The following is a 15,354-nucleotide window of genomic DNA, read 5'->3' as shown; positions in this document are numbered from 1 at the left end:
ATAAGACACCGTGCCGGTGCGCCTTCGAAAGGATGTACAGGAATGAGCGTGCAGGCCGACGCCGGAAGGGAACCGGCACACCCGGTTGCCGAAATGTTTCGTTCGGGTCGGCCACTACAACCGGAGCTGGATCGGTTCTATCGGCCGCCGGCCGGTTTCGCACGCTTCGCCCCCGGCACCATCCTGCGGACGCGTGCGGTCGAGCTCGCACTGTTCGGCCGTGTGCCACTGAAGTTTTCGGCCTGGCAGCTGCTGTACCGCACCAGCAACTTGCACGGCACCGCGGAGGCGGCGGTTACCACGGTGCTGCTGCCATGGGGTGCCGACCTGCGCGAGCCGCGGCCGCTGGTCTCTTTCCAGTGCGCCATCGACGGCGTCAGCTCGAAATGTCTGCCGTCATACGCGTTGCGGCGGGGCGCGCGGGCGCTCGGCTCGATTCCGCAGATCGAACTGCCCGTCATCACCTACGCACTGGCCCGCGGCTGGGCGATCTCGGTGCCCGACCACGGCGGGCTGACCGGACATTTCGGCGTGCCACGCGAACCCGGCTACCGATCCCTCGACGCCATCCGCGCGAGCCTGCGCTTCGCCCCGCTCGGCCTGACCGATGCGACTCCCGTTGCGCTGTGGGGTTATTCGGGCGGCGGCCTCGCCACCGCCTGGACGGCGGAACTGGCGGCCGAATACGCACCCGAACTCGATATCGTCGGCGCGGTCGCCGGCTCACCGGTCGGCGATCCCGGTTCGGCCTTCGCGCGGTTGAACGGCACCTTCTTCGCTGGTTTCGCGACGGTGTGCGTGGCCGGACTGCGCCGAGCCTACGCGGATCTGGATCGCATCCTGCGCGCCCATGTGAAGACCGAATTCCTCGATCTGCTCACCGATGCCGAAACGCGCACCACACTCCATCTGCTGTTCCGGTTGATGGGCAAGAACGTCGACGACTACAGCCACCGCACCTTCGCCGATCTACTCGCCGAACCGGGCCTGCAGCAGATCATGGCCGATATCCGTCCCGGCGTGCATGCGCCCGCCATGCCGATGCTCGTCATCCAGGGCGTCAATGACGAGCTCATCGCCGTCGACGATATCGACCAGCACGTTGCCCGCTACACGGTCCGCGGCGCGCATGTGCGCTATCTGCGCGACCGCCTCAGCCTGCATATGCCGCTGCTGTTCATCGGCGCACCGGCCACCATGAACTGGGTGGCGGATCGATTCGACAATCGTCCACTGCCCGCGGCGGGCACGAGAACGGTGTGGTCGGTCGCCTTCACGAGACGAGAGGCACTGGGCCACTTGCGTTTTGCCGCGCTTTTCGTGCGTATGCTCGCAGGCAGGCCGATCCGACAGTTCCGTCGGTAGGCGGTCCGGCATGACAGTTGTCATGCCGGACCCGTGATGGTTGGCAGATTTGTCGCCCACCGTCGATCCGTAACGTCATTTCGCGTAGTGCACAGCCGAATTCACCAGCCAGGAGCACCCGTAATGACGACCACCGCACCGTCCGCGGCGGAGCCGACCGCCGCGCCACGCTTCAACCCGATTCGCGCACTGGCCTCGATCGCCCGCGATGTCGCGGTGCCGATCGGCGCGTACTTCCTGCTGACCGGCCTCGGCTACAGCGACTTCACCGGTCTGCTCGCCGGCACCCTGTTCTCGGGCGCGGTGCTGCTCATCGAGACGATCCGAACGCGGCGCCTCGAACCGTTCGCCGCGATCATGCTCGGCGTCTTCGCCTTCGGTCTGATCGGTTCGCTGATCAGCGGCGACCCCCGGATGATGATCGTCAAGGATTCCGCGGTCACCGCGATCGTCGGTATCGCCTTCCTGATCAGCACCGTGGTCGGCAAACCGCTGACCTACCTGTCCGCGCGCAAGGCAGTCGCGGCCGCCGGACCGGCCGAGCTCGCCGAATTCGAGGCGTCCTACCGGGCGAACCCGGCCAAGCGCCGCGGCTTCAATACCCTGGCCATTGCCTGGGGCGTCGGCCTCGTCGCGGAAGCCACCGTCCGCATCCTGCTGGCCTATCAACTGCCCATCCACACCATGGCCTGGCTCTCGCCGGTCCTGTCGATCATCTTCTTCACCCCGCTGATCGCCCTCAGCGTCCGCTTCGTCAAGCGCGCCCGCCGCAGCTGACTACTTCCGCCGCTGGTCCCGATATTCGGGGTCGGCGGCGAGGCCTTCCCAGAACTCGGCATAGGCCTGTTCGTGCAGGATGCCCAGGCGCAGGATGCGCGCACGGGACACCGCGCGCACCTTGTCGTTCGGGTCGATATCGGTGTATAGCGATCGATACTGCTCGAGGAGGCGACGATGCTGGGCGGCCTCACTGTTCGCCAGGGCGACCACATCACCCGCAGCGCCCAGATCGGCGAAGAAGAGCTTGAGCTGTGCCGGATCGCGGGTCTCGGCGGGCGGGCTCTGTGGATCGGCGAGCCAGCGCTTCAGTTCGGCCCGACCCGCATCGGTGAGATGGAAGAGTCGACGCCGCCGGCCGCCTTGCTCGGCCTCCTCATCGAGCAACCCCTGCTCGGCCAGGCGCACGGGAATTCGATAGAGCTGGGCATGCGGCACCGGCCAGAAGTAGTCGATGCTCTCCTCGACCTTGGCCTTCAACTCATAGGGGGTGAGCGGTCCATGCCGGGCGATAAGCCCGAGCACGATGTGGTCCTGCGGCCCGAGATCCGGCATGCCTTCTCCATCTCATTGACACCGTCTCACTGAGACTATAAGTTAATACCATCGAGACCGTATCAATGAGACTATCGAGGAGTAACGATGCGCGACTTCGGCATCACCCTGTTCGACGAATGGACCGCGATGTGGAACGGCGACTTGGCGCTCGCGGACAAGATCATGGCCCCCGAATTCACCCTGCGCTACGCCCAGCCGGGCGCCAGCCAATACGACGATATCCACGACCCGCAGACCTTCGCCGCCAGGATCGCCGAATTCCACGAACAGCGTCCCGGGGTCCGGTTCACACCCCAGGGCGAGCCGGTCGTCGAAATAGACGACACCCGAACGGGATTCGTGGCAAGGCCGTACGGTTCGGCGTTCACCGGACCGAATGGCGAGCAGGTCGACGTGAGCGGCACCGATATCCTGCGCTTCACCTCCGGCCTGATCACCGAGGTCTGGTCGGCCTCCGGCGGCGCGGCCGGCCGCGGCTACTACTGATTCAGCGCCATCGGCGGGAGATACTCACCGACCAGGGTGCGGCGCCACAATGTGTGCTCGTGCTGGAGTTCGTCCCGAGTCGCGAAGCGGTACAGGTAGATTCGCGCTCGCACATACGTCGGCGGCGCATCATGGAAGGGACAGCGGCGCAGTAGCCGCAGGGTCGCAGGGTCGTTGCGCAGCAGTCGCTCGACGAAGGCGAGCAGCCAGCTGCGGGCGTAGGAGGGGGAGATCGCGGCGAACCACATCAGCCAGTCCAGCCTCAGGTGGTACGGAGCCCATTGCCGTGGCCATCGCCGCGGATCCCCCGGCTTACCCTTGAACTCGTACTCCCGCCACAGTGTCCGGTCGGTGATCTGCGCCTCGTCGGTGCCCTCGAACACCACCTCCTCGCGGGTTCGGCCGATACTGCCGAACGCACCGTAGGTATTGACCAGGTGTAGTGGGTTGAAGGACGCATTCATGCGCTGCTGGCGCGAAATCAGATTGCGGGCGGGCCAGTAGCTCAGCAACACCACCAGAACAGTGCACGCGATCACCAGACCCGCGAACCACGGCGCCGCCGCGGGCATCGACGGCGGATCGGGCACGGGCAGAACCGCTTTCGCCGAAGGCACATCGATCACAGTGGTGGCCAACAGAATCGTCACCCAGTTCAACCAGGCGAAATTGCCGGACAGCACCAGCCACAGTTGGGTGACGATGATGAACGCGGCGGCCACGCTCGCCACCGGTTGCGGTGCGAAAAGTCCCCAGGGCACAACGAGTTGGGCGAAATGATTGGCCGCCACCTCCACTCGATGCAGCGGTTTGGGCAGGCGATGGAAGAACCAACTCAGCGGGCCGGGCATCGGCTGGGTCTCATGGTGGTAGTACAGGCAGGTCAGATCGCGCCAGCAGGTATCGCCACGCACCTTGATCAGACCGGCGCCGAACTCTACCCGGAACAGCAGCCACCGCGCCAACCACAGCACCAGCACCGGCGGCGCGACCCGATCATTGCCGAGGAAGATCGCCAGGAATCCGGCCTCCAGCAGCAACGACTCCCACCCGAACGCATACCACGCCTGCCCCACATTCACGATCGACAGGTACAGCGCCCACAACACCGCCCACAGCAGCATCGCCACCCACAGCGGCACCAGATGCAACACACCGGCCACCACCGCGGCCGACAGCGCCGCACCGGACCAGGCGATCGAAGCGAAGAACCGATCCGAATAGTGGAAATGGAAGATGCTGGGAGCCCGGCGAAATTCGACCCGCCGGACGAATCGGGGCACCGGCAACATCCCCTTCGCACCGATGAGCGCTCGGAATTGCCGCGCCGCCGCCACGAAGGCGATCAGATAGATGACGGCCAGGCCGTGCTGGAAAACCAGTCTGCCCAACCAATACTCGGACTCGGTGAACGATGGCATGCCCGCTCCTTCGTACCGCTACCCCCGCCGATATGGCGCCCGGCCCTTGGGTAGCAATGGCTCGGGTCGATCGGATTGCCGCGGGATCGGCAGCGTCACCGCGACCTTGCTGAGTGTCGTATCGCGACCGTGGTGGCGCAGGACGACCGAATCTCCGGACAGCAGTCGATAAGTCGCGGAATGGGGGGTGATCTCGACGGCTATGCCACTGCCGCGCCAGATGATTCGGAAGGCCAAGCGCCCGATATTCGCGGGAAGTCGTGGTGCGAAACTTAATTCACCACGGTGGTCGCGCATGCCGCCGAAACCGAAGACACAGCATAGCCATGCTCCGGCGAGTGAGGCCATATGCAGGCCGTTGGCGACATTGTGATGCAGATCGTGCAGGTCGGTCAGTGCGGCTTCGGCGAAATAGTCGAAGGCGAGCGAGAGATGGCCGACCTCGGCGGCCATAACGGACTGGCCAGCGGCCGACAGCGATGAGTCGCGGACGGTCAGTGCCTCGTAATAATCGAAGTTGCGCGCCTTCTGCCCGGGGGTGAAAGCGTCGGGACACAAGTACATTGCCAAGGTCAGGTCGGCCTGTTTGACGACCTGCTTGCGATACAGATCGAAGTACGGGTAATACAGCATCAGCGGATACTTCTCCGGCGGCGTCGCGGCGAAGTCCCAGCGGGCATGGTCGGTGAAACCCTCGGATTGCTCGTGCACCCCGAGTTTCTCGTTATAGGGCAGGAACATACGTTTGGCACGGTCGCGCCAGCCGCGGATCTCCTCCGCATCGACATCCAACTGCTCGGCTATATCCGGCTGGCGCACACAGGCTTCGGCGGCTTCATCGAGGTTCCGCTGTGCCATCAGATTCGTATAGATGTTGTTATCGGCGAGTGCGGAGTATTCGTCGGGACCCGTCACGCCGTCGATCCGGAAGTTCCCAGCTGTGTCGTAGTGCCCCTGGCTCACCCATGAGCGCGCGGTCTCCACCAATAACTCGACACCGCATCCTCTTTCGAAATGCTTATCGCCGGTCGCGGCGAGATATCGGACCACCGCATCGGCGATATCGGCATTGACGTGCACCGCGGCGGTGCCGGTCGGCCAGTAGCCGGAACCCTCGTCGCCATTGATGGAGCGCCACGGGAACATCGCTCCGGTGTGGCCGAGTTCGTGTGCTCGCTGACGGGCCCGGTCAAGGGTGGCGTGCCGCCACCGCAGTGCGTCGCCGGCGGCCACCGGCACCGTATAGGTCAATACGGGCAATACGAAAGTCTCTGTGTCCCAAAATGAATGGCCGTCATAGCCGGGCCCGGTCAGCCCCTTGGACGGTATCGCGCGGGTCTCACCGCGTGCGCCCGCCTGTAAAACATGGAACAGCGCGAATCGGACGGCCTGCTGCAGTTCCGGATCCCCGTCGATCTCGATATCGGCGGTGGACCAGAAGTTGTCCAGATACGCGCGCTGCCGGGCCAGCAACGTATCCCAGCCGGTCTCGAGGCCGGCGGCCAATGCCGCCTCGACCTGGGCCCGCAGCGCCGGTACCGAGCGCCGACTCGACCATCCGTAGCCGAGATACTTCGTCAATCGCACGCGCTCCCCCTTGGCGACATCGACCGCGATCGTCAAGCGGGCCATATCCTCCTCGGCGTGCACAGTGCACCGCGGCGTCGCGTCGACCTCGAGTTCGTGGTCCATGGCCGCAGCCATGCGCAACCCGGATCTTCGGGTGTGGTGGACGAGTACCGCGGAGAAATCCCGTGCGGTGCAGAAGTCCGCGACCAAGGGGTGATCCAGTGCGGCCGCGAGCCGGGGATCACCGTGCGAGGTCGGAACCGGTTCATTGGCGAGCAGATCCGATTGGATGACCAGCTCGAGATCGTCATCGAGCGGTTCGACCTCGTACCGGATCGCGGCCAGGGCGCGTTCGGTGAACGACACCAGTCGCTCCGAGCGGATTCGCACGCACCGACCCGTCGGCGAGGTCCAGACCGTGGTGCGCCGCAACGTACCCGACCGAAAATCCAGTACCCGTTCGTGCTCGACGGCCTCGCCGTAACGCATATCCATCGGCTCGTCCTCGACGAGCAGCCGAATGATCTTCCCGTCGGTCACATTGACGACGGTCTGCCCCTCCTCGGGATAGCCGTATCCCGCTTCGGCATAAGGCAATTGGCGCTTCTCGTAGAATCCGTTGAGGTAGGTGCCCGGCTTGCCGACCGGCTCGCCCTCCTCAAAAGTGCCGCGCAGCCCGAGGTGTCCGTTGGAGAGCGCGAAGATCGACTCGGTTCGGTGCAATGCCTCGAGATCCAGTCCGCACCAACGCAAGTGCCATGGCGCGATCTCGAAGCCACGGCAGTCGGCGGTCATTGCGGTGGCCCGAGCTCGGCCAGATCGGTGACGACCACATCCGCCCCGGCCCGACGCAGTGCCTCGGCCTGCGTACCATCGCGCACTCGATCGACGCCGACCACATACCCGAAGTCACCGGCCCGACCGGCCGTCACCCCGGCGATGGCATCCTCGAACGCCGCCGCCTGTTCCGGCTTGACGTCCAGCGCCTGCGCAGCCGCGAGAAATGCGTCCGGCGCGGGTTTGCCGCGCAGACCGCGGCTGGCGATTTCGACTCCGTCGATGCACACATCGACGAACCGGGTCAGCTCCGCGACCGCCAACACCTCGTGGGCATTCGCCGATGCGGTCACCACACCCGTCCGCAATCCGGCCGCTCGCGTCGCCTTCAAATAGGCCAGCGATCCCGGAAAGACGTGTACACCGTCGCGTTCGAGGAACGACAGGAGCAGCCGATTCTTCCGATTGCCGAGGCCATGTACGGTCGGCTCGCCCTCCGCCGCATCGGGTTCGCCCTCCGGCAGCGTGATCCCCCGCGAGTTAAGGAACTCACGGATACCGTCCGCCCGCGAACGGCCGTCCACATAGCCCAGATAGTCCGATTCGGTGAACGGCTGGAATGGGCCGGGGCTCCGTCCGGCCAGAAACTCGTCGAAGACGGCCTTCCACGCCCGCCGATGCACCGCCGCGGTATCGGTCAATACACCGTCGAGGTCGAACAGCGCCACCGAGATCGTTTCGGGCAATCCGAGCTCCCGGAGATCATGGCTGGGCGTCATATCCAAGCGGTACCCGAGGACGGCACCGGCAAACGGCGCGGCTACTCGAGCAATTGCTCGTCGAGGATGTCGCTATCGGTGCCGACGGATTCCAGGCGCAGTGCGACGGCGGTGACCAGGGCGTGCACCAGTCCGCTGAAGGCGGTCAGCGAGCGCAGCACGGTGAGGGAACCGGTTCCGACATAGAAGGTCACATCGGCGATGCGAGCCAGCGGGGAGGACGCGTCATCGGTGAGGGCGATGGTGGTGGCGCCACGGCGGCGCGCCGCCTCGACCGCGCGCACGGTGTCACTGCTGTAGCGCCGGATCGATACCGCGATGAGTGCGTCGCCGGGTTCGATATCGCGAAGTTCGTCGGTCAGCAGCCGGGCAGTCGCCCCGAGCTGGCGGACCCGATGACGCACCAACTGCAGCTGGTAGGTAGCGGCATATGCGATCGCCAGGCAGCGCCGCAGCCCGATGACGTGCACGGTCGAGGCATGCGCCAGCGTCTCTACCGCCCGGTCCCAATCGCCGCGATCAATGCGCGCGAAGGTACGGGACATATTGTTCGTGTCGTATTCGGTTATCGCGGTGAAGAACTCGTCGTTCGAGCTCGGCGGCGGCGCGTCGGCGGGTCTACGCACCAGATACGCCTCGGCGGCGAGTTGTCTGCGGCAGAGTTCGACCAGGCCCGGATAGCCGGGCAGGCCGAGCATCGTCGCGAAGCGCACCAGCGAGGAACGGTGCACCCCCGCCAGTTCGGCGCTCTGGCCGATGCTGCGGAATGCGGTTCCTTCCGGATCGTCCAATACCAGCCGCGCTATGCGCTGTTGGCCCTCGGCCAGTTCCGGTAAGCGCTGCTGCAGGACGGCGCGTAGTTCCTGATAGGTAGTGGGAGCGCTGTCCCGCACGGTGAGCCTCGCGATCATTCGGGGTACTCGAACGATAGGCCGTCACCATAACTGACTGCCCGTCTGGTTCTAGTGCCCCCGGGCAATCACGTTCAACCCACAGGTTTCTACCAGTTTTCGGGGCTATGCGAATAGGTTCCCCTTGCTGTGAGATCAGGTTCCGCATCCTGAGCCCGGACCACGGATCTTTCACCTAACGAATATTGTCAGCCTGCCCACACGCCCGCCTACGAAGACCATGGGTTGGGTCCGCCATTCGGATCGAGGCTGTTGAAGTTGGCCAGTTGGCGGTTCGACAGCTGCAACGCCTGAAGAAGATTCGCGTCGTTCTGGTTGTGGTAGTAGTTCGTGGCCGCTTCCTGGTGCTGTAGCGCCAGTTCCCGTCCGATGTGTTGGCGAGTATCGCGCCCGACGTTGCGCCATTCGTCCGGGGTGATGGTTCTGAGCTGATGTTCGTCGCTATTCATGACCCGCCGCACGAACTGGTGATCTACGGCGTTCGGGTTCATCGGTGCAGTGGAGTGCCGCACGAAGTTGTCCGCAGCGACCACGGCCTGCCCCGCGAATGCCGGCAGCGCGGCGATGCCTTGGTGGTTCTCCACCGCATACCCCGCAGCGACCGCCTTCTGTAGGGGCGCGAAGCCGTTCGGGTTGTAGTCTTTCATGCTGGCCTTCTGGACGGCCAGCGCACGCTGGGCATCGATCACCTGCTGATCGGTCGCACCCATCGCCAGCAGAATCGGAGCGATCATCGCGTCCGGGACCTTACTGTCGCCCAGGCCGTCCAGAATATTTTGGACACCCAGGGCGGACCCGGTTCCGCGGTCTATTCCGGTCAACCGCCCGGCGGCCTTGACCCGCCAGTTTCCGCGGCCAGCGTGGTTGTACTCGTGCAGTTGCCGCACCATCGGCGAGACGGCAATGTTGTTGAGATCCATCCCCTTTTTCCTGCGCGCCAGCGGGTTCAACGGGCCCACCGTGGCCCCGAGGAGCCACGCGGTCGCGGGTGACGCATTGATCGTGTTCAGCATGCCCATCCCGGACATCAGCCCGCCGTGCAGCGAACCGCCGGCCCGAGCATCACCCATGCCGAGTGCCGATCCCCCGCCGCCTCCACCGCCAGGGCGCGCTCCAGACCCCTGCACGGCGAGCGCGAACCGGTTGGCGATCCAGTCGTTGCCCCGGCTGAGGCTGCGGCTCAGGCGTTTGAGCTGGGAGATGGCGACGATCTCGACGGTGCCCGCGATGACGATCACCGCCATGGTCTGCCCCTTCGCCTGCGCGAAAAGATTGCCCATGAACAGCACATAGATGCCGAGGAAGATGGTGTAGGCCGTCATCCGGCCCGCCGCGACAAAGCCGTCGACGATATTGCGAACCAGAAAGGTCTGCGTCGGTCCGTAGACGAATCCGCCTGCGGCGAAACCGAATATCGACATGAACCCGTGATAGATCGCGTCCAGCGCGGCCTTGATGACCCGGATGCCGAGCACCACCGCGAAGACCAACAGGATGCCGCCACAGATCAACAACATCAGACCGGTGCCGACCTGCCCCATGCTCGGATTCTGGGCCTTGGCGTAGGCGGCGGAATCACCGCAGCCCTGCATGCCCTTGCGGACCCGTTCGTCGTCGCCCGCGATCATCCCCGTGGACCAGGCCGACCGGCAGGCCGGTTGCTCGTCGACCACATGGCCGAAATTCCACACCTGCACCGGGCGGCGGGCGAAGTTGTCCGCCAGATCGCGCTGCATGGTCGTCACCAGTTGGTTCGGATTCGGGTTGTTGTTGCCGTTGAGCCCGGCCGCCACCGAAATTCCCAAATCCCTACCCTTGGCGAGCAATCCGTCCGAGGACAGCACATCGCCCAGCGGCTCGGCCAGGAATACCGGCCCGAGCACCGCGACACCGAGCATCGTGACGATCTGCAGCATTGCCTTGGCGTGATAGCCACGCATCCAGAACCAGGCGACGCAGAAAGCACCGATCGTCGCCGCGGTGATCAGCAGCATCGGCGTCGCGATCTGGCCGGTCAGCCGGTCCGCGACGCCGGTCAATGCCGAGCCGAACATATTGAGCCACTGGAAGCTCAGCGCATTGCCGATCAACCAGATGGCGGTCGTCACGATGGCGATATAGCCGATGAATTCGAAGCCCAGAATGGCCCAGAGGATCGTCGACCCCGGATCCAGCACGCCGCCGTGATCGGTCGCAAAGGCGTAGTTCGCCAGCGGAACCCCGAATGAATCGCGGATGTGCATCCAGCTGAGGCCGTCGATTTCGGAGACACTGCTGCCGGTCGCGGCGGCCTGGTACTGCGCACTGGCGAGCCCGCCGACAAGTCCGGGAAAGACGAACAGCACGAAGATGACGGCCAGCACCCAGCCGACACGCCGTCGCCAACGAATTGCATGGGATACGACGGGGCGCGGACAGCACCCCTTTGGATCCTCGGATCCCCACCTCGGCCCGACCGGCCGCCTCTTCGACCGTCTGGCCATACCCTCAGCATGACGCAACTATTGTTGCGTGGCAACACTTTTGCGATACTAGTTGTTCACCTAACGTCCACTTCGTACGCTTCCCGCGGGCCATCGTGACGGCACTTCGGTGCGGGTCCCGAGGAGTCTCGCTGAAACCTCCACGATCGACGCCGAGCACACGAAAACCGCCCTCCTGCACCGCCTGGCGTCCTTGACCGCGCTCAGCGCACTGTGTGAGGGACACGCCTGAACCCTCTGGGCGCGCAGCCACTTCTCCCGCAGGGACCTGCGGGAGAAGTGGCGGGAACAACGACCGATCAGCGGGACTGACCGGCGGGCACTGGTGTTTCGACAGGTGCGCCGAACCAGCCGGCGAGCGCTTCTCGCAGCGCGGGCGCGGCGGTATCGATGGGTTCCTCGACCGTTGCCGCCCAGGCGATATGGGCGTCGGGGCGAATCAGCAGGGCGTCGGCTGGGCGGTGATCGGTTCGGGCGGTGTGGATTTCGATGCGGGGTTGCCAGTCTCGGGCGATCTCGAGGAGTTCCGGTCGATCGGCGAGGACGAGCAGCATGGGCCGCGCGGTGTGCATGAGCTCCGCGACGCTGGTTGCGCCCTGGTCGGTGTAGAGCGGAAGGTCGGGCGCGAAGGTGCCGGTCAAGGCGTGCTCGTTGGCGTTGGGTAGCGGGTAGCGGATGTCGGTGCCCGCGATGAGGGCTCCAACGCGACGCAATGGCTTCTCGTCGAGGAGCAGTTCCTGGAAGACCTGCCGAAGCGCTTCGGCGGCCGCGTCCTGTCCGCGCCGCAGCGCCACCTGGGCCCGGGTGTGCAGCAGTGTCCGCGCGCCGGCGAGGTGACGTTCGTCGTGATAGGTGTCGAGCAGTCCCTCCGGCGCCCAGCCGTCGATGTCGGCGGCCAGTTTCCAGGCAAGGTTGACCGTGTCGAGCATGCCCGCATTGATCGCCACACCCGTTGCCGGGAACAGGTGGGCCGCATCACCGGCCAGCAGGATCCGCCCGGCACGGTACCGTTCGGCCAACCGATCCTTGAAGGTGAAGCGCGACAGCCGAATCGGCTCTCCCAGTGGTAGATCCGCGCCGAGTACCCGGCGGACGCTGTCCTGGAACTCGGTCAGGGTCATCGGTTCGTCGTCGTCGTATTCGGTGGACTCGTCTTCGGCGGTGAATAGACCGAGCAGTCCGGGAGTGGTCGACCCGTTCGCGAACATACCGCGCTCTGTTTGCGTGAAACCCGCGCGGACCTTGCCGAACCCCGGGACGTCGAGGTCGCCATTGTCGAGCACGGTCACCGAATCGTGCACGGCGACCTGAACAAGCCGGTTTACCTCCGGATACGTGGTACCGGGAAATGCGATGCCCGCCATATCGCGGATCCGGCTGCGCCCGCCGTCACAGCCCACCAGGTATCGGGCGGTCACCTGGTACGTCCCGTCCGGTCCGCGCACCTGCGCGGTCACCGTGGCGTCGTCCTGGCTCACCGCGACCACTTCATGTCCGCGGCGGATCGCCGCACCGAGTTCACCGACCCGTTCACCGAGCACGCGCTCGAGTCGATGCTGCGGGAGCGGCAGCGCGTGCAGCGGCGGATCCGGCAGGTGCGTCAAGTCCACGTGCACACCGCCGAACGGGAACCGGGGAGGCGGGATCGGATCGGTGTTGGCCGCTTCGCAGCGTTCCAGCAGCCCGCGGTAGCGCAGCAGTTCCAGGATCTGTCCGCCGATACCACCGGCTTTCGGGATGTCTCGGGGGTGCGGCGCCCGCTCCAATACCAGCGGCCGCACCCCGGCCAGTCGCAACTCGGCGGCCAGCATCAGCCCCGTCGGGCCCGCACCCACGATGATCACATCGGTGTCGGTCACATGCATTCGGTTATTTCCCATCTCCGCAGGTTCTGGCCTCGGCCAGCGATTCTGCAGCACGACCCGGGTCTTGCCACAAGCCCCCGGGTGCGTTATAAGTTGAGAAGGGAAATGAGTGGGCGCGCCCCGTTTCCTAGTTCTTGAAACGACCAGCGAATCCGCGCAGCGGGAGATCCGCACTGGTCAGCAGTCCCGGCGGAGCAGCCACCACGGACGCGATCGCATTGAGCGCGGGCAGTCCGGTGACGGTCATGCCGATCGAGGCGAAGTTGTCCGGATTGGAGAGGTCGACGCCGGGCTTCGGGAGAATCATGTGCTTGTTGTAGATGCACGGATCGCCCTTGATCTGAGTTATGTAGCAGCCCTTGATATTCCAGCTCGGGTCGGTGTGCGGGGTCATCTGCCACTCCAGATGCGTCTCGATCCTCGCAACACCGTCGACCATGCCCTGGTACTTGATGTGACTACCGCCGAGCGAGCCCTTCGGCAGCCGGTACCAGCCCAGATCGATATCCTTGGTGCAAGCGCCGAGTTCACATGTGAACTCGACCCCGTCTAGATCCAGACCGAAGCAGTCGGCCATCATCAAGACGCTGTCGGCGAAGACACTGGTGTATTTCTCCAGCTTGCCCGAGATGCTCGGATCCTCGACCGGTAACCCGTAGCCGACCTCGATCCAGGTCTCCTTCGAGTGGTGACACGACACGTCGACGGATTCGAGGGTGATGATGCTCTCGATCTCGGCGACGTCGGCGGAGCACACCACACCGAGGATCTGGTTCAGGCCCGGATTCATGCCGGTGCCGTAGAAGGTCGAGCCGCCCTTGGCGCATGCCTCGCTCAGCAGCTGTGTCACCGGCTTGCCCGACGGGTGCGGGTGGTTGGTGTCGCGATGCCAACCCGTAATCCAGTCCGCGGTGGTAACGATGTCGATGCCCGCTTCGAGCACCTGGACGTAGAGGTCCTCGTCGGGGAATACGCCGTGGAAGGTGAGCACGTCGGGCGCGGCGGCGATGATCTCCTCGACCGAGCCGGTCGCGATGACGCCGTTCGGTGCCAGACCGGCGATCTCGCCGGCGTCCCGGCCGATCTTCTCCGGTGTGTAGCAATGCAATCCGATGAGTTCGAGATCGGGATGGTTGCCGATTCGTTTGATCATCTCGGTTCCGACATTGCCGGTGGCGACCTGGAACACTCGGATCGGCGCCTTGGTTGAGGCGTTCATCAATGCCTGCTTTCGTGCGTTGGATAGAACTGCTCGGCCCAGATGCGGATGGCGTGGAAACCCTCGTACTCACTTCCGGACAGTGCCGGTGGATCCGAGTAGCGCTGGTGCTGCCAGATATTCACGTCCTGGGTGAACTGGCGAATGACCTCCTGGGCGAACGCCTGTGCTCTTCGCTCGGCCTGCGCCGGATCGGAGCTGGGCCGACGGCCGATGTACACGCTGAAGCGAACATCGCAGGTGCTGTCGTCGACCGGGGTGACCGCCGTGATGGTCCGGTTGTCGACCATTCCCCAACTCTTGGTCACCGCGACGCCGAGTCCGCCATTGATCGCCTCGACGCCACTGTTGACATCCTCGATGGACTGTCCGTCATCACCTTCGAAGGTGATCGTGAAGTCGACGTAGGACACCGGTTCGTCGAAGTCGTGCCGGGTGAATACCGGCACGATCGGCGTCTGGTGCACGAACTTGAAATGTGCGAAGTCGACACCGTTTTCGAGCACGTATTGCGGATGCAGTTCCAGTCGTTCCCGGAACAGGGTGGCCGATGGATAGTAGTCGGCCGGGCCACTGTCGTCGCCGAATCCGGCGAACACGTCGGGCACATCGAAGTAGGGCGAGCGACCGTCGATGTCGTGCCAGATGTACACAGATTCGTTGCGCTCGACGACCGGATAGGTGCGGATGCGCCTGCCCCGGTTGGGATGTTTCTCGTACGGAATGCAGACGTTGCGGCCCTCATGGTTCCATTGCCAGCCATGAAAGGGGCACTCGATGACCTCGCCCTCGACGTGACCACCGAATCCGAGATGAGCGCCGAGATGCTCGCAGTACGCATCCATCACCGTCAGCAGACCCGACTGTGCCCGCCACGCCACCAACTCCTGGCCGAAATACGTCATCCGGTGGACCGCACCGACGCCGACCTCGGCCGACCATGCGACTTGGAACCATCCCGTCGGCTTCATCGATAGCGGCGGCTTCGCCATCTCGCTGTCCTCTCTCGGCAGATCACAGTGACCGCTGTGAAATTATCACAGTGGGTACTGTGAAAATATGAAAAGCGGCTCAGCGGGCAGGGATTCGAATGCGGCCGGATCCGCTCCGCCCGCTAACATCTGGAAAGTGACCGACCGGGATG

The 15,354-nt window shown here is 64.7% G+C and carries 12 protein-coding genes; 3 read left to right on the top strand and 9 right to left on the bottom strand.

What is annotated here, in order from left to right; translation table 11 throughout:
- Window positions 1-42: 42 nt before the first annotated feature.
- Window positions 43-1,365: a lipase family protein gene (locus tag ACIBJI_RS33695; protein ID WP_397087289.1), complete on the top strand. Its 1,323-nt coding sequence runs from the start codon at window positions 43-45 to the stop codon at window positions 1,363-1,365.
- 123 nt (window positions 1,366-1,488) lie between these two features.
- Window positions 1,489-2,142 (top strand): VC0807 family protein, encoded by a 654-nt coding sequence (locus tag ACIBJI_RS33690; protein WP_396958713.1) that lies wholly within the window; start codon window positions 1,489-1,491, stop codon window positions 2,140-2,142.
- Here the strand turns inward: ACIBJI_RS33690 and ACIBJI_RS33685 are convergent, their stop codons facing one another.
- The gene (locus tag ACIBJI_RS33685; protein ID WP_397087287.1) at window positions 2,143-2,697 is read right to left on the bottom strand and encodes a PadR family transcriptional regulator; all 555 of its coding nucleotides are present in this window, start codon (window positions 2,695-2,697) and stop codon (window positions 2,143-2,145) included.
- 87 nt (window positions 2,698-2,784) lie between these two features.
- On the opposite strand from ACIBJI_RS33685, the gene ACIBJI_RS33680 reads away from it, so the two are divergent.
- Window positions 2,785-3,186 (top strand): nuclear transport factor 2 family protein, encoded by a 402-nt coding sequence (locus ACIBJI_RS33680; RefSeq protein ID WP_364359294.1) that lies wholly within the window; start codon window positions 2,785-2,787, stop codon window positions 3,184-3,186.
- Here the strand turns inward: ACIBJI_RS33680 and ACIBJI_RS33675 are convergent.
- From ACIBJI_RS33675 to ACIBJI_RS33640, 8 genes are all read right to left on the bottom strand, one after another.
- Window positions 3,180-4,607, bottom strand: a complete 1,428-nt coding sequence (locus tag ACIBJI_RS33675; protein WP_364359291.1) for a lipase maturation factor family protein — start codon at window positions 4,605-4,607, stop codon at window positions 3,180-3,182. The two genes, ACIBJI_RS33680 and ACIBJI_RS33675, sit on opposite strands and share 7 nt — an antisense overlap.
- 18 nt (window positions 4,608-4,625) lie before the next feature.
- Window positions 4,626-6,971, bottom strand: coding sequence for a glycoside hydrolase family 65 protein (locus ACIBJI_RS33670; RefSeq protein ID WP_396958716.1), 2,346 nt, complete (start codon window positions 6,969-6,971; stop codon window positions 4,626-4,628).
- Entirely contained in the window at window positions 6,968-7,732 is a 765-nt protein-coding gene (locus ACIBJI_RS33665; RefSeq protein ID WP_364359285.1) for a beta-phosphoglucomutase family hydrolase, read from the bottom strand. The genes ACIBJI_RS33670 and ACIBJI_RS33665 overlap by 4 nt, the downstream gene beginning before the upstream one ends.
- A gap of 41 nt (window positions 7,733-7,773) precedes the next feature.
- Window positions 7,774-8,643 carry a MurR/RpiR family transcriptional regulator gene (locus tag ACIBJI_RS33660; RefSeq protein WP_364359282.1) on the bottom strand — a complete coding sequence of 290 codons (870 nt, stop codon included), beginning with the start codon at window positions 8,641-8,643 and terminating at the stop codon, window positions 7,774-7,776.
- Window positions 8,644-8,852: 209 nt separating this feature from the next.
- Window positions 8,853-11,006 (bottom strand): hypothetical protein, encoded by a 2,154-nt coding sequence (locus ACIBJI_RS33655; protein ID WP_397087284.1) that lies wholly within the window; start codon window positions 11,004-11,006, stop codon window positions 8,853-8,855.
- A 419-nt stretch (window positions 11,007-11,425) separates the two neighbouring features.
- Window positions 11,426-13,006: an FAD-dependent monooxygenase gene (locus ACIBJI_RS33650; protein WP_364359276.1), complete on the bottom strand. Its 1,581-nt coding sequence runs from the start codon at window positions 13,004-13,006 to the stop codon at window positions 11,426-11,428.
- Between the two features lie 112 nt (window positions 13,007-13,118).
- Window positions 13,119-14,210, bottom strand: a complete 1,092-nt coding sequence (locus ACIBJI_RS33645; protein ID WP_364359273.1) for a dihydrodipicolinate reductase — start codon at window positions 14,208-14,210, stop codon at window positions 13,119-13,121.
- Complete coding sequence (locus tag ACIBJI_RS33640; protein WP_364359270.1) at window positions 14,210-15,202, bottom strand: Rieske 2Fe-2S domain-containing protein; 993 nt, start codon at window positions 15,200-15,202, stop codon at window positions 14,210-14,212. Before ACIBJI_RS33640 ends, ACIBJI_RS33645 begins: the two co-directional genes overlap by 1 nt.
- Between the last annotated feature and the right edge of the window lie 152 nt (window positions 15,203-15,354).

This window comes from Nocardia sp. NPDC050408, from assembly GCF_044458905.1.
Taxonomy (GTDB): Bacteria; Actinomycetota; Actinomycetes; order Mycobacteriales; family Mycobacteriaceae; genus Nocardia.
This window is presented reverse-complemented; position numbering and strand designations above follow the sequence as displayed.

What these genes read in the sequence shown, in the direction of transcription:
- ACIBJI_RS33695 (WP_397087289.1), top strand. Translation starts at nt 43, where the DNA reads ATGAGCGTGCAGGCCGACGCCGGAAGGGAACCGGCACACCCGGTTGCC.
- ACIBJI_RS33690 (WP_396958713.1), top strand. Translation starts at nt 1,489, where the DNA reads ATGACGACCACCGCACCGTCCGCGGCGGAGCCGACCGCCGCGCCACGC.
- ACIBJI_RS33685 (WP_397087287.1), bottom strand. Translation starts at nt 2,697, where the DNA reads ATGCCGGATCTCGGGCCGCAGGACCACATCGTGCTCGGGCTTATCGCC.
- ACIBJI_RS33680 (WP_364359294.1), top strand. Translation starts at nt 2,785, where the DNA reads ATGCGCGACTTCGGCATCACCCTGTTCGACGAATGGACCGCGATGTGG.
- ACIBJI_RS33675 (WP_364359291.1), bottom strand. Translation starts at nt 4,607, where the DNA reads ATGCCATCGTTCACCGAGTCCGAGTATTGGTTGGGCAGACTGGTTTTC.
- ACIBJI_RS33670 (WP_396958716.1), bottom strand. Translation starts at nt 6,971, where the DNA reads ATGACCGCCGACTGCCGTGGCTTCGAGATCGCGCCATGGCACTTGCGT.
- ACIBJI_RS33665 (WP_364359285.1), bottom strand. Translation starts at nt 7,732, where the DNA reads ATGACGCCCAGCCATGATCTCCGGGAGCTCGGATTGCCCGAAACGATC.
- ACIBJI_RS33660 (WP_364359282.1), bottom strand. Translation starts at nt 8,643, where the DNA reads ATGATCGCGAGGCTCACCGTGCGGGACAGCGCTCCCACTACCTATCAG.
- ACIBJI_RS33650 (WP_364359276.1), bottom strand. Translation starts at nt 13,006, where the DNA reads ATGGGAAATAACCGAATGCATGTGACCGACACCGATGTGATCATCGTG.
- ACIBJI_RS33645 (WP_364359273.1), bottom strand. Translation starts at nt 14,210, where the DNA reads ATGAACGCCTCAACCAAGGCGCCGATCCGAGTGTTCCAGGTCGCCACC.
- ACIBJI_RS33640 (WP_364359270.1), bottom strand. Translation starts at nt 15,202, where the DNA reads ATGGCGAAGCCGCCGCTATCGATGAAGCCGACGGGATGGTTCCAAGTC.